20 protein-coding genes are annotated in these 17,935 nt (G+C 61.5%); 4 read left to right on the top strand and 16 right to left on the bottom strand.

Translation table 11 applies throughout. The features are described from left to right. Nucleotides 1–21: 21 nt before the first annotated feature. The 3 genes from guaA to smpB form a co-directional block, all read right to left on the bottom strand. Nucleotides 22–1,605 carry a glutamine-hydrolyzing GMP synthase gene (guaA, locus tag BKX93_RS08060; protein ID WP_144408783.1) on the bottom strand — a complete coding sequence of 528 codons (1,584 nt, stop codon included), beginning with the start codon at nucleotides 1,603–1,605 and terminating at the stop codon, nucleotides 22–24. A 63-nt stretch (nucleotides 1,606–1,668) separates the two neighbouring features. After that, nucleotides 1,669–2,022, bottom strand: coding sequence for a hypothetical protein (locus BKX93_RS08055; RefSeq protein WP_046157163.1), 354 nt, complete (start codon nucleotides 2,020–2,022; stop codon nucleotides 1,669–1,671). Beyond that, complete coding sequence (gene smpB / locus BKX93_RS08050) at nucleotides 2,019–2,495, bottom strand: SsrA-binding protein SmpB (protein WP_268750400.1); 477 nt, start codon at nucleotides 2,493–2,495, stop codon at nucleotides 2,019–2,021. Before smpB ends, BKX93_RS08055 begins: the two co-directional genes overlap by 4 nt. A gap of 177 nt (nucleotides 2,496–2,672) precedes the next feature. Between smpB and BKX93_RS08045 the strand changes: the two genes are divergently transcribed. Both BKX93_RS08045 and BKX93_RS08040 read left to right on the top strand, forming a co-directional pair. Continuing rightward, nucleotides 2,673–3,110 carry a type II toxin-antitoxin system RatA family toxin gene (locus BKX93_RS08045; protein ID WP_070981737.1) on the top strand — a complete coding sequence of 146 codons (438 nt, stop codon included), beginning with the start codon at nucleotides 2,673–2,675 and terminating at the stop codon, nucleotides 3,108–3,110. After that, complete coding sequence (locus tag BKX93_RS08040; protein WP_046167435.1) at nucleotides 3,103–3,405, top strand: RnfH family protein; 303 nt, start codon at nucleotides 3,103–3,105, stop codon at nucleotides 3,403–3,405. Before BKX93_RS08045 ends, BKX93_RS08040 begins: the two co-directional genes overlap by 8 nt. A 66-nt stretch (nucleotides 3,406–3,471) precedes the next feature. Here BKX93_RS08040 and BKX93_RS08035 read toward each other — a convergent pair whose 3' ends face one another. The 4 genes from BKX93_RS08035 to BKX93_RS08020 form a co-directional block, all read right to left on the bottom strand. Next, a complete protein-coding gene (locus BKX93_RS08035) occupies nucleotides 3,472–5,247 on the bottom strand; it encodes a GGDEF domain-containing protein (RefSeq protein WP_046157161.1) in 1,776 nt (591 codons plus the stop codon). A gap of 63 nt (nucleotides 5,248–5,310) precedes the next feature. Next, nucleotides 5,311–5,613 (bottom strand): cell division protein FtsB, encoded by a 303-nt coding sequence (gene ftsB, locus BKX93_RS08030; protein ID WP_046157160.1) that lies wholly within the window; start codon nucleotides 5,611–5,613, stop codon nucleotides 5,311–5,313. A 4-nt stretch (nucleotides 5,614–5,617) separates the two neighbouring features. Beyond that, nucleotides 5,618–6,901 carry a phosphopyruvate hydratase gene (eno, locus tag BKX93_RS08025; protein WP_021477761.1) on the bottom strand — a complete coding sequence of 428 codons (1,284 nt, stop codon included), beginning with the start codon at nucleotides 6,899–6,901 and terminating at the stop codon, nucleotides 5,618–5,620. Between the two features lie 156 nt (nucleotides 6,902–7,057). Beyond that, complete coding sequence (locus BKX93_RS08020) at nucleotides 7,058–8,698, bottom strand: CTP synthase (protein WP_046157159.1); 1,641 nt, start codon at nucleotides 8,696–8,698, stop codon at nucleotides 7,058–7,060. 282 nt (nucleotides 8,699–8,980) lie between these two features. On the opposite strand from BKX93_RS08020, the gene rpmB reads away from it, so the two are divergent. Both rpmB and rpmG read left to right on the top strand, forming a co-directional pair. Next, nucleotides 8,981–9,214, top strand: coding sequence for a 50S ribosomal protein L28 (gene rpmB / locus BKX93_RS08015; protein ID WP_011137003.1), 234 nt, complete (start codon nucleotides 8,981–8,983; stop codon nucleotides 9,212–9,214). A 34-nt stretch (nucleotides 9,215–9,248) separates the two neighbouring features. Next, nucleotides 9,249–9,404: a 50S ribosomal protein L33 gene (gene rpmG, locus BKX93_RS08010; protein ID WP_017506994.1), complete on the top strand. Its 156-nt coding sequence runs from the start codon at nucleotides 9,249–9,251 to the stop codon at nucleotides 9,402–9,404. 140 nt (nucleotides 9,405–9,544) lie between these two features. Here the strand turns inward: rpmG and BKX93_RS08005 are convergent, their stop codons facing one another. The 9 genes from BKX93_RS08005 to BKX93_RS07965 are packed head-to-tail and all read right to left on the bottom strand — an operon-like array spanning nucleotide 9,545 to nucleotide 17,910. Further along, complete coding sequence (locus tag BKX93_RS08005; RefSeq protein WP_046157158.1) at nucleotides 9,545–10,426, bottom strand: uracil-DNA glycosylase; 882 nt, start codon at nucleotides 10,424–10,426, stop codon at nucleotides 9,545–9,547. After that, nucleotides 10,423–10,866 (bottom strand): ribosomal protein S18-alanine N-acetyltransferase, encoded by a 444-nt coding sequence (gene rimI, locus BKX93_RS08000; RefSeq protein WP_046157157.1) that lies wholly within the window; start codon nucleotides 10,864–10,866, stop codon nucleotides 10,423–10,425. The genes BKX93_RS08005 and rimI overlap by 4 nt, the downstream gene beginning before the upstream one ends. Then, entirely contained in the window at nucleotides 10,863–11,534 is a 672-nt protein-coding gene (gene tsaB / locus BKX93_RS07995; RefSeq protein ID WP_046157156.1) for a tRNA (adenosine(37)-N6)-threonylcarbamoyltransferase complex dimerization subunit type 1 TsaB, read from the bottom strand. Before tsaB ends, rimI begins: the two co-directional genes overlap by 4 nt. A 31-nt stretch (nucleotides 11,535–11,565) precedes the next feature. Then, nucleotides 11,566–12,789, bottom strand: a complete 1,224-nt coding sequence (locus tag BKX93_RS07990; RefSeq protein ID WP_046157155.1) for an EAL and HDOD domain-containing protein — start codon at nucleotides 12,787–12,789, stop codon at nucleotides 11,566–11,568. 16 nt (nucleotides 12,790–12,805) lie between these two features. After that, the gene (locus BKX93_RS07985) at nucleotides 12,806–14,683 is read right to left on the bottom strand and encodes a chemotaxis protein CheA (protein ID WP_070979445.1); all 1,878 of its coding nucleotides are present in this window, start codon (nucleotides 14,681–14,683) and stop codon (nucleotides 12,806–12,808) included. Nucleotides 14,684–14,725: 42 nt separating this feature from the next. Next, nucleotides 14,726–15,484 (bottom strand): protein phosphatase CheZ, encoded by a 759-nt coding sequence (gene cheZ, locus BKX93_RS07980; RefSeq protein WP_031296839.1) that lies wholly within the window; start codon nucleotides 15,482–15,484, stop codon nucleotides 14,726–14,728. Between the two features lie 44 nt (nucleotides 15,485–15,528). Further along, nucleotides 15,529–15,924 carry a chemotaxis response regulator CheY gene (gene cheY / locus BKX93_RS07975; protein ID WP_021478560.1) on the bottom strand — a complete coding sequence of 132 codons (396 nt, stop codon included), beginning with the start codon at nucleotides 15,922–15,924 and terminating at the stop codon, nucleotides 15,529–15,531. Nucleotides 15,925–15,975: 51 nt separating this feature from the next. After that, entirely contained in the window at nucleotides 15,976–16,917 is a 942-nt protein-coding gene (locus BKX93_RS07970) for a chemotaxis protein (RefSeq protein ID WP_021478561.1), read from the bottom strand. Nucleotides 16,918–16,956: 39 nt separating this feature from the next. Continuing rightward, nucleotides 16,957–17,910, bottom strand: a complete 954-nt coding sequence (locus BKX93_RS07965; RefSeq protein WP_021478562.1) for a chemotaxis protein — start codon at nucleotides 17,908–17,910, stop codon at nucleotides 16,957–16,959. Nucleotides 17,911–17,935 lie beyond the last annotated feature (25 nt).

Genomic DNA, 17,935 nt, shown 5'->3' with positions numbered 1-17,935 from the left:
CTGTAGGAGCCAGACGTCAGATCATTCCCACTCAATGGTCGCCGGCGGCTTGCCGCTCACATCGTAGACCACGCGGTTGATGCCGCGCACTTCGTTGATGATGCGGTTGGACGCGCGGCCCAGCAGGCTGTACGGCAGCTCGGCCCAGTGGGCGGTCATGAAGTCGCTGGTCACCACGGCGCGCAGCGCGACGACGTAATCGTAAGTGCGGCCGTCGCCCATCACGCCGACGGACTTCACCGGCAGGAACACGGCGAAGGCCTGGCTGGTCAGCTCGTACCAGTTCTTGCCGGTCTTCTCGTCCACGGTGTTGCGCAGCTCTTCGATGAATATGGCGTCGGCCTGGCGCAGCAGGTCGGCGTATTCCTTCTTCACTTCGCCAAGGATGCGCACGCCCAGGCCCGGACCCGGGAACGGGTGGCGGTAGACCATGTCGTGCGGCAGGCCGAGCGCCACGCCCAGCTGGCGAACTTCGTCCTTGAACAGCTCGCGCAGCGGCTCCAGCAGCTTGAGGTTCATGTCTTCCGGCAGGCCGCCCACATTGTGGTGGCTCTTGATGGTGTGCGCCTTTTTGGTCTTGGCGCCGGCCGATTCGATCACGTCCGGGTAGATGGTGCCCTGGGCCAGCCACTTGGCGTTGGTCAGCTTGCCGGATTCGCGGTCGAAGACTTCGATGAATTCGGCGCCGATGATCTTGCGCTTCTTCTCCGGGTCGGACTCGCCGGCCAGCTTGGCCATGAAGTCGGCTTCGGCCTGCACGTGCACCACTTTGACGCCCAGGTTCTGGGCGAACATTTCCATCACCATCTTGCCTTCGTTCAGGCGCAGCAGGCCGTGGTCGACGAAGACGCAGGTCAGCTGGTCGCCGATGGCGCGGTGGATCAGCGCGGCGGCCACGGAGGAGTCCACGCCGCCGGACAGGCCGAGGATCACTTCTTCGTCGCCGACTTGCTCGCGAATCTTCTTCACCGCTTCATCGATGTAGTTGGGCATGGTCCAGCTGGGTTTGCAGCCGGCCACATGCAGCACGAAGCGGTGGATCATCTCGGTGCCGCGCTTGGTGTGGGTGACTTCCGGGTGGAACTGCACGCCGTAGAAGCCGCGGGTCTCATCCGCCATCGCCGCGTACGGGCAGGACGGGGTTTCGGCGATCACCTGGAAGCCGGCCGGCAGCGCGGTCACCTTGTCGCCGTGGCTCATCCACACGTCGAGGAAGCCGTTGCCGGCGTCGTCGATCTGGTCCTGCAGGCCTTCCAGCAGCTTGGAGTGGTGGCGCGCCTTGATCTGGGCGTAGCCGAACTCGCGCTTGTCGCCGCTTTCCACCTTGCCGCCCAGGGTCTGGGCCATGAACTGCATGCCGTAACAGATGCCCAGCACCGGCACGCCCAGCTCGAACAATTTGGGATCGGCCTGGTAGTCGGACTCGTACACCGAGTTCGGGCCGCCGGACAGGATGATGGCCTTGGGCGCGAAGGCCTTGATCTCTTCGATGGGCATGTCGAAAGAATGAAGCTCACAGTAAACGTGAGCTTCGCGTACGCGGCGGGCGATCAACTGGGTGACCTGGGAGCCGAAGTCGAGAATGAGGATCTTGTCCATGCCTATCCTTGAAAAGTAATGCAGGCCGTTAAGGCCATTATCGTCAATGCTAAAAATAATTCCGTGGTTTCAGTCTTCGCTGGGAGGCAGCCGGCGCGGCGGTTCCGAGCGCTCCGGCACGCGGTCGCTGCGGGCGGCCAGCAGCAACACGCCCATCAGCACCATGCCCAGCGCCACGAAGTGGGTGGCGCGCAGGCCAAGCTGGTCTATCGCGTAGACGCTGGCGCCGGCGTAGGCCAGCATCGGGCTGGTGACCAGCGTGGACTTGTTGAAGCCGTCAAGCGCGAACAGCAACACGCCCGCCGCGAACAGCAGCAGGGCGAGCAGGGTGGAGGTGTTGGGCAGCAGGGCGGTGCTTTTCAGCAGCCATACGCTGCCGACGCAGATCAGGGCGATGGGCAGGGCGGCGCCGCGCTTCATCATGCCGCGCCTCGCTGGTTCTTCATCACGCGCTGTTTTTCGCGCTGCCATTCGCGGTCTTTTTCGGTGTCGCGCTTGTCGTGCAGCTTCTTGCCCTTGGCGAGGCCGACTTCGGCCTTCACATTGCCTTTGGCGTAGTGCAGATCCAGCGCCATCATGGTGTAGCCGGCGCGTTCCACCTTGCCGATGAAGCGGTTGATCTGTTCTTGCGACATCAGCAGCTTGCGCGGACGCACCGGGTCCGGGTTGACGTGGGTGGAGGCGGATTGCAGCGGAGTGATGTGGCAGCCGATCAGCCAGAAGGCGCCGTTTTTCCAGTCGACGTAGCTTTCCTTCAACTGGACGCGGCCGGCGCGGATGGCCTTGACTTCCCACCCTTCCAGCACAAGCCCGGCCTCGAGTTTTTCCTCGATGAAGTAGTCGTGGAAAGCCTTGCGGTTCTGGATGATGCTCATGTGTGGCGGGTTCCTTTGAATCCGGCATTGTATCAGAAGCCGGGCCGCAACCAAAATCGTGTCTTTTCAGTGGCTTGATGTGAAAGGACTTGGCCGCGGGCGCGCCGTGAAGCCCGGACGGGCGGCGGCAGGCGCTTTTTGCTAGAATTGCGGCTTGATTGTCAGTTTCGAGACCCCGGCCGCGCCGGGTTTTTGCCGATGCAGCTTGTCGAAAAGAGCGTCCTGGTGGCGCATACGCCGGCGCAGATGTACGCGCTGGTGGACGATATCGAACACTACAGCCGCTTCCTGCCCTGGTGCGGCAAGACCGAGGTGCTGTCGCGCGACGGCGGCCAGGTGGTGGCCAGCCTGCACATCGATTATGTGAAGGTGCGCCAACATTTCACCACTCGCAACCACAACGTGGAGAACGAATCGATCCGGATGGAATTGGTGGAGGGGCCGTTCGAGTTGCTGGAGGGCTTGTGGCATTTCAAGCCGCTGGGCGATTTCGGCTGCAAGATAGAATTCAGCCTGCGTTACCAATTCTCCAGCCGCATTCTGGAAAAGTTGATCGGGCCGGTGTTTGGCCACATTTCCGGCTCGCTGGTGGATGCTTTCATCAAGGAAGCGGACAGGAAATACGGCGATGACTGAGGGGTTGAGCGTGGAGGTGGCCTATGCCAGGCTGGATCGGCAGTGGCTGGTCGAGGTGAGCCTGCCGGCCGGAGCTGCCGCGCTGGACGCGGTGCGCGCATCCGGCATTCTGGCGTCGTGCCCGGAGCTGGACGAGGCGGCTTTGAAGCTGGGCGTGTTCGGCAAGGCGGTCAAGTCGGACGCGCTTCTGCGCGATCATGACCGGGTGGAGGTCTACCGACCGTTGCAGGCCGATCCCAAGGAAGTGCGCAGGCGGCGCGCCGAGGCGGGCAAGACGATGAAGAAGGGCGGTTGAGCCTGGCGGATGGGAGCAAAAAAAGGATGGCCTGGAGGCCATCCTTTTTTATTGAGGAAGCGCGGCTCAGCCTGGCATGTCTTCGGCTGAGCAGACGCGGTTCTTGCCGTTGATCTTGGCCTGGTACATCGCGTGGTCGGCGCGCTCCAGCACGTCGGCTTCCTGCTCGCCCAGATGCCAGCGCGCGACGCCGGCGCTGAAGGTGATCAAGAGCTTGTCGTTGTTGGCCAGAAAGAAGGTTTTGGTCAGCTCGCGCTGCAGCCGTTGCACGGCTTGCACCGCTTCGGTTTCCGGTGTGTCCGGCATCAGGATCACGAACTCCTCGCCGCCGAAGCGGGCGACGATGTCGGCCGGGCGCAAGGTGAGCTTGATCGTGTCCACCAGGTATTTCAGCGCGTCGTCGCCGGCCAGGTGGCCGTAGCGGTCGTTCAACTGCTTGAAGTTGTCGACGTCGATCAGCGCGACCGACAGCGGCGCGGCAGTGCGTTCGGCGCGGCCGATCTCGCGCTGGAAGTATTCGGCCAGGCCTCGGCGGTTGTAGGCACCGGTCAGCTGGTCTTCCTTCACTTTGGCGCTGGCGGCTTCCAGCGCGGTTTCCAGCTCGCTGATGCGTTGCTCGGCCGCTTCCACCTGTTCTTTGGCGGAAACCAGCTCGTCGCGGGAGCGGGTCAGGTCCAGCTGCATGATGGAGGTGTCTTCCATCAGCGAGCCTATGATGCCGCTCAACTCGTCGACGCCAGGCATCTGCTTCAACTTTTCGCTGTGCGCCTGGATCTTGCCGTGGAATTCGTCGGTGCTGTCGGTCATCATCGCCAGCCGGCTGACGAAGCGGTCCAGAAGCGCGCGCAGCGAGCTGGCGGCTTCGTCCAGCGAGGTCTTCAGCATGCCCTGCTTGCGGATCACCTCTTTCAAGCTGGTTTCCAGCTGGTAGATCTGCTGCATCGACAGCGGCTCGTGAGACAGGATTTCCTGCAGCGAGCTGACTTGGCCGAGCAGGTACTCGTCGGAGCGGTTCAGCTCGGCGACATTGTCCAGCATCAGCTTGAGCAGATTGGCGAGGCCGGTGGCCAGGCGCCCCTCCTGCTGGGATTGGAGCTCCAGCTTGATCATGAACGCCCTGAGCTTGGGCATGAACACGTTCAAGCTGGCATCGTCGGCGATGCCGTCCAGTTCCTGCAGCAGCGCTTCCAGGCCGTCCACCAGGTCGGGGTAATCGGCCAGCCGCGGCTCCAGGCCATGCTTGAGCGCGAAGGACAGCGTGCGCTGCCATGCCTGCCAGCTGCTTGCCGTCTCGGCGGACTGCTGGTCGTCGGCGTCCAGCGCGGGCAGAGGATCGGGAGGGGGGAGGGTGCGGCTGGACGGCGCCGCGTTCCAGTTTTGCAGCAGGGCGACCAGCTTCTGGTTGAGCTCTTCGGGCTGGTTGCCGTAATTGATCAGCACCCGCTCCAGCGTGCTTTGTTTGTGATGCTGCGGGAGGTCGGGCTGGCGCAGATCCCAGCTCTTTACCAGGGTCTGGATCAGTTGGCCCCAGCTTTGCGTCAGTTGCTGGGCCGAGAAAATGCCGCGCAGGAAGTCGATGATCAGCTGGGGGGCTTGCTCCCAGCGGTTTTCATCCAGCACCTGGCGCAAGCGGGTCATGGTGACCTTGGCCTGGACATTGTCCTGGGGCAGCGTTTCCAGGGCCCGCAACAGCAGCACCGCCAGTTTGTTGTCGCGCCCGATAGGGGTTTGCGTCAACTCATGGTAGACCCGCTCGAAGTTTTCAGGTGTCGGAAGCAGCTTGCGCATGGACAGCTGCTTCAGGGTTTCTCTTGCCACTTCGATGGGATTCTGTGTCGTCATTGCCCAAACCTTGGTGCTTTTAAGGCGGCCTGCCATCATCGGTCGTCAGTGGGTGGGTGTGCGTTATCGACGGTTCGCCGCAGAGGAGGACTTGCTGGGATCCAGCAACTGGAAAAACACCTCGCCGTTGCGAATCATGCCAAGTTCGTTCCTAGCTCTTTCTTCGATCGCGTCACTGCCTTGTTTCAGATCGCGCACTTCTGCATCCAGGGCGGCGTTGCGGGCGACCAGCTTTTGGGTGGTCGCCCGCTGTTCCTGCAGCTGCTTGTCCAGCTGCCAGACCCTGAGCCAACTGCCCTTGCCGAACCAGAGCGGCCATTGCAGGGCGAGGATCACGGTTACCAGGGTCACGGTCAGCCAGCGCATGCAATTACTTCAAATGGTAGAAAGCGGCACGGCCGGGGTAGTGGGCGGCGTCGCCCAGTTCTTCCTCGATGCGCAGCAGTTGGTTGTACTTGGCCATGCGGTCCGAGCGCGACAGCGAGCCGGTCTTGATCTGCATGCAGTTGGTGGCGACCGCGAGGTCGGCAATGGTGCTGTCCTCGGTTTCGCCGGAGCGGTGGCTCATAACGCAGGTATAGCGGGAACGCTTGGCCAGATCAACTGCTTTCAGGGTTTCCGACAATGTGCCGATCTGGTTGACCTTCACCAGCAGCGAGTTGGCTACGCCCTTGGCGATGCCGTCTGCCAGGATTTTGGGATTGGTGACGAATACGTCGTCGCCGACGATCTGCACTGTCTGGCCCAAGCGTTCGGTCAGCAGCTTCCAGCCTGCCCAGTCCTGTTCCGCCATGCCGTCTTCGATCGAGATGATCGGGTACTTGTCGGCCAGGTTTTCCAGGTAGTCGGCGAACTCTTCCGAGCTCAGCGACAGTTTTTCGGCGGTCAGGTGGTACTTGCCGTCGCGGAAGAATTCCGAAGCGGCGCAGTCCAGCGCGATCATCACGTCCTGGCCGGCCACGTAGCCTGCCGCGTCGACGGCTTCCAGGATCAGCTTGATCGCGTCTTCGTGGCTTTCCAGGTTGGGCGCGAAGCCGCCTTCGTCGCCCACGGTGGTGGCGTAGCCGTGGCGGTCGCAGATCTTCTTCAGGTGATGGAAGATCTCGGCGCCCATGCGCAGCGCTTCGCGGAAGGTTTGCGCGCCGACCGGAATGATCATGAATTCCTGGATATCCAGGGTGTTGTTGGCGTGTTCGCCGCCGTTGATGACATTCATCATCGGCACCGGCAGCGCCATCGGGCCGGCGCCGCCCAGGTAGCGGTACAGCGGCAGGCCGGCGTCTTCGGCGGCGGCGCGGGCCACGGCCATCGAGACGGCCAGCATGGCGTTTGCGCCGAGGCGGGACTTGGTCTCGGTGCCGTCGAGTTCGATCAGGGTTTTGTCGATGAAGGTCTGGTCGGAGGCGTCCAGGCCGATGATGGCTTCGCAAATCTCGGTGTTGATGTTGTCAACGGCCTTCAGCACGCCCTTGCCCAGGTAGCGGCTTTTGTCGCCATCGCGCAGTTCCAGGGCTTCCCGGGTGCCGGTGGAGGCGCCGGACGGCACCGCCGCGCGGCCCATGACGCCGGATTCCAGCAGCACGTCCGCTTCCACGGTCGGATTGCCGCGGGAGTCCAGGATTTCGCGAGCTACCACGTCAACGATCGAACTCATTGTCTTTCCCTTCATAGCTTTCAGTTGAACTTGCAGAGGGCGGCCCGCCCGACGGATCGGGCGGACATTACCAGCTGTGTATTACAGCGAGCGCTCAGCTTGGGATTGTGCCGCGCACGCTCGTCCTGCGCATTGAGCGTGGTCAGCAATCGCCGATCAGCTGGCTTGCTTGTCGGCCTGGTGCGCCAGCGCGGCCTTCACGTAGGCGATGAACAGCGGGTGGCCGTCACGCGGAGTGGAGGTGAATTCCGGGTGGAACTGACAGGCGAAGAACCAGCGGTGACCCGCCAGCTCGATGGTCTCGACCAGCTTTTCATGGCCGGCGGAGCGGCCGCTGATGGTCAGGCCAGCCTGTTCCAGGCGCTGGATGTAGTAGTTGTTGACTTCGTAGCGATGGCGGTGGCGCTCGGTGATCTCGGCGTCGCCGTACACGCGCGCGGCCAGCGAGCCGGGAACCAGATCGCATTGCTGGCCGCCCAGGCGCATGGTGCCGCCCATATTGGAGTTCTCGTCGCGTTTTTCGATCTTGCCGTCGTGGTTCACCCACTCGTCGATCAGCGCCACCACCGGGAAGTTGGTGTCGAGGTCGAACTCGGTGGAGTTGGCGCCGGCCATGCCGGCCACGTCGCGCGCGTATTCAATCAGCGCGATCTGCATGCCCAGGCAGATGCCGAGGTAGGGGATGTCGTTCTCGCGGGCGAATTTCACCGCCTTGATCTTGCCTTCCACGCCGCGCTTGCCGAAGCCTCCCGGCACCAGGATGGCGTCCATGTCGCGCAGCGATTCGGCGCCGTCGCGCTCGATCTCTTCCGAGTCGACGTAGATGATGTCGACCTTGGTGCGAGTGTGGATGCCGGCGTGCTTCAGCGCTTCGGTCAGCGACTTGTACGACTCGGTCAGATCGACGTACTTGCCCACCATCGCGATCTTGATCGCGTGGTCCGGCTTCTCGATCGCGTCGATGATGTCGTTCCAGGCGGACAGGTCGGCCTTGGGCAGGTCCAGTTGCAGCTGTTCGGCGATGATGTCGTCGATGCCCTGGGCGTGCAGCATGCCCGGCACCTTGTAGATGGAGTCGGAATCGTAGCAGCCGATCACCGCGTTCTCTTCGACGTTGCAGAACAGCGCGATCTTGCGCTTTTCGTCTTCCGGCAGCTCGCGGTCCATCCGGCACAGCAGGATGTCCGGCTGAATGCCGATCTCGCGCAGCTCCTTCACCGAGTGCTGGGTCGGTTTGGTCTTGATCTCGCCGGCGGTGGCGATGTAGGGCACGTAGGACAGGTGCACGTACAGCGTGTTCTTGCGGCCGTGGTTGGAGCGCATCTGGCGGATGGCTTCCAGGAAGGGCAGCGATTCGATATCGCCCACGGTGCCGCCGATCTCGACGATGGCGACGTCGGCGTCAGCCGCGCCTTCGCCCATCTTCAGCTTGATTTCGTCGGTGATGTGCGGGATCACCTGGACTGTGCCGCCCAGGTAGTCGCCGCGGCGTTCCTTGGTAATGACCGATTCGTACACCTGGCCGGTGGTGAAGTTGTTGCTCTTCTTCATCTTGGCGTGGATGAAGCGTTCGTAGTGGCCGAGGTCGAGGTCGGTTTCCGCGCCGTCTTCGGTGACGAACACTTCGCCGTGCTGGAAGGGGCTCATGGTGCCCGGGTCGACATTGATGTAGGGGTCGAGCTTCAGCATGGTGACTTTCAGCCCGCGGGATTCGAGGATCGCGGCGATGGACGCAGCGGCAATGCCCTTGCCCAGGGAGGACACCACGCCACCGGTTACGAAGATGTACTTGGTCATGAGATTACGGCTCTGTGGGAATCCGGGATTTTACCCTGAAATCGAACGAAGTTGAATCACTTGCTGCATCTTGTTGCCACCCTTGGCCGGCGCAGAATGCAACACTCACTATAGACACCCGGCGATAAAGCTCGCGTGGCTGTGGCGAATCCGTTACAATGCCCGCCGACTGTTTCATTAATTGAGAGAGCGCCCGTCAATGCGTCGGGTGCTCGTTCCGCTTGAATTACTGGCTTTTTATATGTTATAAAGCCAGCTTTTACCGGTTTTGGGAGTTTAACCATGGCGCGTGTTTGCAAAGTCACCGGCAAGCGTCCGATGACCGGGAACAATGTTTCCCACGCCAATAACAAGACTAAACGTCGTTTCCTGCCGAACCTGCAATATCGCAAGTTCTGGGTGGAAAGCGAAAACCGCTGGGTGCGCCTGCGCGTATCCAACGCTGCACTGCGTACCATCGACAAGGTGGGCATTGATGTAGTGCTGGCTGATCTGCGCGCTCGCGGCGAGATCTAAGCGGTCAACCAGATAAAGCACTGAGGTATACATCATGCGCGATAAGATCAAGCTGGAATCCACTGCTGGTACCGGCCACTTCTACACCACCACCAAGAACAAGCGCACCATGCCGGAAAAGATGGAGATCAAGAAGTTTGATCCCGTTGCCCGCAAGCACGTTCTGTACAAGGAAACCAAGCTGAAATAAGCTGGTTTTCTGGTTGGTAAAGAGCCCTTCTCTGGTGCACGGAGAAGGGTTTTTGTTTGTCCGGCCGGCGGTTTTGCCGGCAGTGCGCGAAAAAAAAGCCAGTCATGCGACTGGCTTTTTTCATTGGGCAGCGGGTTTTGTCAGGATTCGGCCTGACGGAAGATTTTCCTCGCCAGCAGCAGGTCCTGCCAGGCCTTGGCCTTGTCCGGCTGGTTGCGGAGCAGGTAGGCGGGGTGGTAGCTGACCACCAGCGGCACGCCCTGGTAGCGATGCACCTTGCCGCGCAGCCGGCCGATGGAGTCTTCGGTTTCCAGCAGCGTCTGGGCGGCGAAGCGGCCCAGCGCGATGATCAGGGTCGGCTGGATATGGCGAATCTGTTGCAGCAGGTAGCCGTTGCAGGCGGCGATTTCGTCCGGGGCCGGATTGCGATTGCCCGGCGGGCGGCACTTGAGCACGTTGGCGATATAGACGTCCTGATCCCGCTCCAGCCCGGCGGCGGACAGCATATTGTCCAGCAGCTGGCCGGCGCGGCCGACAAAGGGCTGGCCTTGCCGATCTTCGTTTTCACCCGGCGCTTCGCCTATCAGCATCCAGCGCGCCTGGGGATTGCCGCGGCCGAATACCGTCTGGGTGCGGGTTTCGCACAGGCGGCAGTCGTGGCAATCGGCCACCTTGCGTTGCAGCAGAGGCCAGTCTACCGGGGCGAGCTCGGCGCCAACCTCGGCGCGCAGCGGCTCTGCCGTTGGCGTTGGCTCGACGGGTTCCGGGGTGATGGGCGCCGGCTCGGGAGCCTGCGCTGCGATCTGTTGCGCTTCCGGCGGCGCGGTCAGTTTTGCGTCATGGACGAAAAGGGATTCGGACGGGGGGGGTGAGATGGCCAAGGCGGGCAGCTCAGTGAATGCTGCGTCTGTTTGCGGCGACTGGCGCAGCAGTTGCGCCGGGTGCTGCTCGAACCAACCGGCGCGGGGTTGCCAGGCCGGGCCCAGGCCCATTTCCTGTTGCCGCAGGCTGGCGCGGCTCATAGCGACGCCTCCATCAGGATCGCGTGCTCGCGGCCGCCGCTGACGGGGTAGTAGTTCTTGCGCAGCCCGCACTGGCGGAAGCCGCAGCGCTGGTAGAGCTTGCGGGCCGGCGCATTGCTTTCCCGCACTTCCAGAAACAGTCTGTGGCAGCAATCGTCGCGTAGGTTATGCAGCATGGATTGCATCAGCTGCAGCCCGAAACCTTGGCTTTGATGTTCTTTGGCGATGACGATATTGAGAATTTCCGCCTCGTCCAGCACGCGCATGATCAGCGCGAAGCCCATCAGCGAGCCGTCGTCGCCGAACAGGCCGTAGCAGGGATAGCCGGCGGCCAGGCTGTCACGGTACTGCCCGACTCGCCAGGGATGTTGCGTCGCCTGTTGTTCCAGGCTGGCCAGTTGCTGCGGATCGGTGGGGTGGAAGAGGCGGACCGAGCTCATCGGCTGCGCGCCTGCTGTTGTTCAATCGAGGTCAGCGCCACCTTGTTGCGCACGTAGAGCAGCTCCGCCTCGCGCGGATGGCGCGCGGGATAGCGGCCGCTTTCCGCTAGCCGGATATAGGCGGCGGCATGAGGGCGGGGGTGGAGCGACAGCGGCAGGCGTTCCCGGGCGTCGGCCAGCAGCTGGGGGTAGCTGTCGAAGCCGTCGCCGGCAAGCATGGTGGCGGCTTCTGGCAGCGACACCTCTTCAGGTGAGACGACCGCGATCGGGCTAAGCCTTTCCCAGTCAGGTCCGACGCGGTATAGCGCGCTGTAGACTTGCTGCATGCGGGCGTCGAAACAGACCTGAACCAGTCCATCGCCGGCCTGCCAGGCCAGGTTGTCCAGCGTGGGGATGGCGGTGACGGGCAGGTCGGCGGAGTAGGCCAGGCCCTGGGCGACGCCGCAGGCGATGCGCAGGCCGGTGAACGAGCCCGGACCCTGTCCGAATACGATGCCGTCCAGCGACGACAACGCGATGCCGGCTTCTGCGAGCAGGCGCGACACCTCCGGCAGCGTGCGCTCGGCGTGCTTTTGCGCGACGCATTCATGGAAGACCAGCGTTTCCGTTTCCAGGCTCAGCGCCAAGGAAAGATAGGTGGTGGAGGTGTCTAGGGCTAACAGTTTCATTGGGCTTGATGCGACCTTGCAAGGCTGGGAATTATAAGCCCAGTTCCTCGACCCAGGCGAGCGCGGAGATGTGCGCCTGGTTCAGTTGTTCGCTGGACAGGCCCAATTGGTCGCACAATTGCGGCACCCCGTCCATTTCCCCGTCCTCGCAGGCGCGGGCCAGCTTCAGGTAGAGGCTGATCGCGCCGCGCTCGTGAAGCAGGGCGTCCATGACTTGAGGCGGAAGCTGCAGGTGTTCGATGATCTTGTCCATCGGCATGTCGAACAGCACGTCCAGCAGGCTGAACAGGCCGACGATGAATAGATTGTCGTTGACGTCGTGGCGCTCGCCCAGCTCCGCGCCCAGCAGCTCCATGAAGCGGCCGCGGGTGATGGCGGTCTTTTGCAGGGCTGGCGGGGCGTTGTTGTCGTCGGATGCGGTCACCAGCAGCAGGGTCAGCCAGCGGTAGAGTTTTTGGTAACCCAGAACGGTCACGGCATGGGAGAAGGAGCTGATCGTGGTGTTGAGGCCGGCGGCGGCGGAGTTGACGTAGCGCAGCAGCTTGTAGGATAGGGCGACGTCGCGTTTGAGCACCTGCTCGATGTCGCGGATGTCGGCGTCTATGCGCAGCAGGTTCAGCAGCTCCAGCGTGTTGCTGAAGGCTGGATGAATCACTTTCGCCGCCAGCGTTTCGGGGCGGGCGAAGTAATAGCCTTGAAAGCCGTCCATGCCCAGTTCCTTGCACAGATGGAACTGGGCGTGGGTTTCCACCCGTTCGGCGATGCGGATCAGCGGATAGCTCCGCAATCGCGCGGCCAGCATCTGGAAGCGGGTGGTGTCCTGACTCTGTATGTCCAGCTTGACGTAATTGGCGAGTTCCAGAAAGGCGGCGGCTGGCGACTCGAAGCTGAAGTCGTCCAGCGCGATGCCGAAACCCATTGAGCGCAGATGGCGCGCGCGGGACAGCAGCTCGTTGCTGGGCACGATGCGGGGCGACAGATCCAGGATGATGCGGCGAGGCGGCAGCAGCTCCAGAAAGTCGCTGTTGAGCATGGTTTCGCCGACGTTGATGAAGGCCAGCTTGTTGCCGATCAGCCAGCTGGTGCCCATATTGTTGAGCGTGTTGACCAGTACGTCAGTGTCGGCCTGAAGCTCTGTGTGGCGGCCGACGCCGACCGCATCCCCGTTGGGACGAAAAAGCAGCTCATAACCTATGAGCTGCTGGTTGCGGTTCAGTACCGGCTGCCTTCCGATGAAGGCGGTGTTGGTGGTCATCACTGCACCCTGTGTTTTAGGTGGCAATCATATCCGTCGTCCGCGCCTGGGTATTGTTGCTCTCGCTGGAGGCGAGAAGATCTTCCATGTCGAGCACCAGCACGACGGAGCCGTCGCCGGACAGGGTGGCGCCGGCCACGCCTTTCGGGCGGATATTTTGCAACGGCTTGATTACCACGTCGTCACGGCCGACAAAAGAGTCGATTGCCAGAATGAAGGATTTTTCCGCGGACTGCATCAGCACGCCGAAGTAAGGTTTTTGGGTGGGTTCCCAGCTCAGCAGGCTTGCCAGCGTTTTCAACGGCAGGATTTCGTCGCGCACCACGATGGTGGGCTTGCCCGACACTTCCTGAATCGCGCTGCCGTCGATGGTGATGATTTCGCGAACCATCGCCAGCGGCACGGCGAACGGCTGGTTGCAAGCGCGGACCACCAGTACGGGCAAGATGGCCAAAGTCAGCGGCAGCGAAATGCTGATGCGGGTGCCTTCGCCCGCCGCCGAGCTGATGTCGATCCGGCCGTTCAGCTTCTGGATGTTGGTGCGCACCACGTCCATGCCGACGCCGCGGCCGGACACGCTGGAAATCTGGTCCTTGGTGGAGAAGCCGGGCAGGAAGATCAACTGCAGGCATTGCTTCTCGTCGAGGGAGTTGGCCGTTTCCTGATCGATCAGCCCCTTCTCGATCGCCTTGCGGCGCAATGCGTCCGGGTTCATGCCCTTGCCGTCGTCGGTGATCTCGATCAGGATGTGATCGCCCACTTGCTCCGCGGTCAGCTGAACGAGGGCCTGAGGCTTTTTGCCGGCGGCGATGCGCTCCTCGGGGGACTCGATGCCGTGATCGACCGCATTGCGGACCAAGTGGACCAGCGGATCATTCAGGTCTTCGATCATGGTCTTGTCGAGCTCGGTCTCCTCGCCGGACAATACCAGTTCCACTTCCTTGCCCAATTGGCGAGCCAGATCGCGCGCCAAGCGCGGGTATTTCTGGAACAAGCGGCCGATCGGCTGCATGCGGGTTTTCATCACCGCGTTTTGCAGGTCTCCGACCAGCAGGTCCAACTGGCTGATCGCTTCATCCAGGGAGCGCAGCGTGTTGGTGTCGCGGTTGCCTTGCAGAATTTCAGTGCGCAGCGTGGTCAGGCGGTTTTTGGTCAGGCCGATTTCGCCGGACAGGTTCAACACCATGTCCAGACGCACGGTGTCGATGCGGATGGTGTTTTCCTGCGGGCCGCTGGCTGCTGGAGCGCCGCCTGACTTGGCGGGTGCAGGCTTGGGCGCGGGCTTTGCGACCGCGGGCGGCTGGGCGGCGGGCGCCGGAGCGGCTGCGGCCGGCGCGGCCGCTGGGGGCGGGGCAGCGGGTGCGGCTGCAGGCGGGGCAGAGGCCGGAGCCACGGCCTGATACAGCTGATTCCAGTCGGGGCCGTTGCCGGCGGGCGCGGACGGCGCTGCGGGGGCGGGGGCCGCGGCGGCCGGCTCCGCTGGAGCTTCGGCAGTGACGGGCTGGCCGGCAAGCGCGGCGTCAAGCGCGGCGAGCACGCGGGCGTCCGCGTCGCCGGGCATCAAGCCTTGGCCCAGCGTGCCGAACATGTCGCGGACAATGCCGGTGGCGTCGAGAATCACATCCATCACTTCCGACGTGATGTGCATTTCTCCGTTGCGCAGCTTGTCGAACAGGTTTTCCGTGCGGTGGCACAAATTCACCATCGGGATGACGTTGAGGAAACCTGCGCCGCCCTTGATGGTATGGAAGCCGCGGAAGATGTCATTGAGCAGAGCCTTGTCTTCCGGGCGCTTTTCAAGTTCGACCAGCTTGTTGTCCACATCGGACAGGAGGTCGGTAGACTCCATCAGGAAGTCACCTAGCAACTCTTCCATGCCGCCAAATTCGCTCATTTTTCCACCCCACGCGTTCTGCGTTGTCTTGCTTGCGTTGCTTTAGAAGCCCAGGCTTTCCAGCAGGTCGTCCACTTGCTGCTGGCTGTTCACCACATCGGTCCTGCCTTCCGGATTGATGACCGGACCGTTGAGCAGGCTGGTATTCAGCTCTCCCTTCTTTTCATCGGGGGAGAACTCAATCAGGAAACTGACCAACTCGGTTTCCAGGATCTTGACCATGCCCATCATTTTTTTGATCACTTGGCCGGTCAGGTCCTGAAAGTCCTGAGCCATGACGATTTCAAGCAGCTGGGCATTGGTAGCCTGGGTTTGATTGGGCACGTCTTTCAAATACAGCTGGGTTTCGGCAGCCAGGTTTTTGAACTCTTCGATGCTCAGCAGATTGGCGAACAGCTTTTCCCAGCGCTCGCTCAGCGCCGCGGCCTGGCTTTCCAGTTTGTCCTGGAATGGCTTGGCGATATCGGTGGCGTTCAGCACGCGTTCTGCCGAGTTTTCAGTCAGCGTGGCGATGTAGGCCAGGCGGTCTTTCGCGTCGGGAATGGTTTCAGCCACTTTTTCCAGCGACTTGTCGTAGCCCAGATCGCGCAGGGCGTCGTGCATCTTGCGGGTCATCTGTCCGATATGCTCATACATCGTCGAAGGACTGGTCTCGCTCGAGAACAATTTGGCACCAGCCTCTTCGCCTGCGGGGGCCGCAGCGGCGGGCGGTTCGGGTTCGCTACCTTGCTGCTGGGCGATGCTGTTGAACAGCGCCTCCAGTTCCGGCGAGTCTCCGTTCTCCATAATATGGTCCGGCACGTTCAATCCTCCTCAATGCAAATGCGGGCAACCTTGCGCGATGCTCAGGCTGGTTTGTTCATGTTCTGGAAGATTTTGCTCATCTTCTCTTCCATGGTGGCGGCGGTGAACGGTTTTACGATGTAGCCGCTGGCACCAGCCATGGCCGCCTCGATGATGTTTTCTCTTTTGGCCTCGGCGGTGATCATCATGAACGGCAGATGCTTCAGTTGGGGATCCGCCCGCACTGCTTTGAGGAGCTCGATGCCCGTCATATTGGGCATGTTCCAGTCGGAGACGACGAAGTCGAAGCTTTGGGTTTTCAGCTTGTGCAGCGCGACCTGGCCGTCTTCGGCCTCGTCGACGTTGGTGAAGCCCAACTCTTTCAACAGGTTGCGGACGATTCTGCGCATGGTGGAGAAGTCGTCCACGACCAGGAATCGCATATTCTTGTCTGACATCGAGGTATATCCTGAATTATCTATGTTCCATCAAGGCGCACATTGTAGCGACTACCTTTGCAGGAATGGAATCAAAGTTTCTGCCAGTACGCCCGGGTCGAACTTGGCAACGTAGGAATCCACCCCGACACTGGAGCCCATTGCGCGGTTGGCGTTGGACGACAGCGACGAGTGCATGATCACCGGAATGCCCTTGAAACGCTGATCGGATTTGATCAGCTTGGTCAGCACGTAGCCGTCCATTTCCGGCATTTCGGCATCGACCAAAATGATTTTCAGGTAGTCGTGCAGGCATTCTCCATCGGCCCAGTTTCGGCCGGCCAGCACTTGCAGGCGATCCCAGGCTTCGCGGCCGTTGGTCGCCTGCTGGAATTTGATGCCCATCTTTTCCAGCACGCCGGTGATTTCCTTGCGGGCGACCACCGAGTCGTCGACGAAGAAGATGTACTGGTCGGTTTCCAGCTGGGCGGTGGGCACATCGGGCAGCCGGGGCTCGCCGACTACGCTGGCCAGGATCTGCTCGACGTCCAGAATGGAAACTAGCTTGCCATTTTCCAGTTCGGTAACCGCAGTGATCAGGGTTTGATTGGTGCCGGCTGCCGCCATGATGTTTTCCGGCGCCCGAACCTTGTCCCAATCGACGCGGATGATGCGGTCAACCGAGTCCACCAGAAAAGCTTGCGTGCTCTTGTTGAACTCGGTGACGATCATCGTGTCGAACTTGCTGCCACCGTGGTCATGGCCGATGAACTTGGCCAGCGAGATCACCGGGATGATATTGCCGCGCAGCGACAGCACCCCTTCCACCCCGAACGGCATATTGGGCGTTTTGGTGATGGTCGGCGTCTGCGAGACCTCGCGCACCTTGAACACATTGATGCCGAATGTTTCGCGCGTTCCCAGCGAGAACAGCAGAATCTCCATCTTGTTGGAGCCGGCTAGCTTGGTCCTGGCGTCAACACTGGCGAGCAAGGAGGCGTCGGTGCTAGGCATGTCGTATCCCTATCCCTTGAGAATCTTGAAGAAGGCCTGTTAGTTGCTGGGTTCCAGTTTCAGCATCTGGCGCAGCTTGCTGGCGAGCTTCTGCGGTTCAAACTTTGATACATAGGCGTCCACGCCGACGGATTCTCCCAGTTTCTGGTTGGACGAACCGGAAAGCGAGGAGTGCATCAGCACCGGAATGCCGGCGAAGCGCGGGTCGCTCTTGATCATCTTGGTCAGCATATAGCCGTCCATCTCAGGCATTTCCACGTCGGTCAGCACCAGGTGCAGCTCGTCGGACAGCTTGCGTCCGGCGGCTTCCGCCTGCTGAGCCATCTTCTGCAGATCTTCCCAGCCGCGCATGCCGTTGATCGCCGAGGTGTAGCGGATGTTCATCACTTCCAGCGTGCGCTCGATCTGCTTGCGGGCGACTGCGCTGTCGTCGGCGAAGAAGATGCGGCGGTCTTCCTTGACCGGCTCGATATTGATGAAGCTGTGGCCGTCGTCGATGATGCTGGTTTCCGCCAGTACCTTTTCCACGTCCATCATCATCACCAGCGTGCCGTTGTCCAGCTCGGTGACAGCGGTCACCAGGCCGGCCATGCGGTTGGTGATCATGTCCGGCGGCACGCGCATCGCAGACCAATCCAGGCGAAGAATGGTGTCCACGGCTTCAACCAGGAAACCCTGGGTATGACCGTTGTACTCGGTAACGATCATGATTTCCGGGCGATTGCTGGTCACGATACCGGAGTATTTGGCCAAGTCGATCACGGGAACCAGCGCGCCACGCAGGCTGACCATGCCTTCCACCGAAGAGGGCATTTCCGGAGCCGAGGTAATCTCCGGGGTGCGCATCACTTCGCGGACCTTGAATACGTTGATACCAAAAATTTCTTTGCGACCGGTACGCTGGTCATGCCCCAAGGAGAACAGAAGGATTTCCAGCTTGTTGGTGCCTGCCAGTTTGGTTCTGGCGTCGATTTTTTTGAGAAGCTCTGACACAGAAACCTCCACAGCATCTTTTGAA

The organism is Chromobacterium vaccinii (assembly GCF_001855275.1).
In the GTDB taxonomy this organism is placed as follows: Bacteria; Pseudomonadota; Gammaproteobacteria; order Burkholderiales; family Chromobacteriaceae; genus Chromobacterium; species Chromobacterium vaccinii.
The sequence above is the reverse complement of the archived record's forward strand: the minus strand, read 5'-3'. Positions and strand labels throughout refer to the sequence as shown.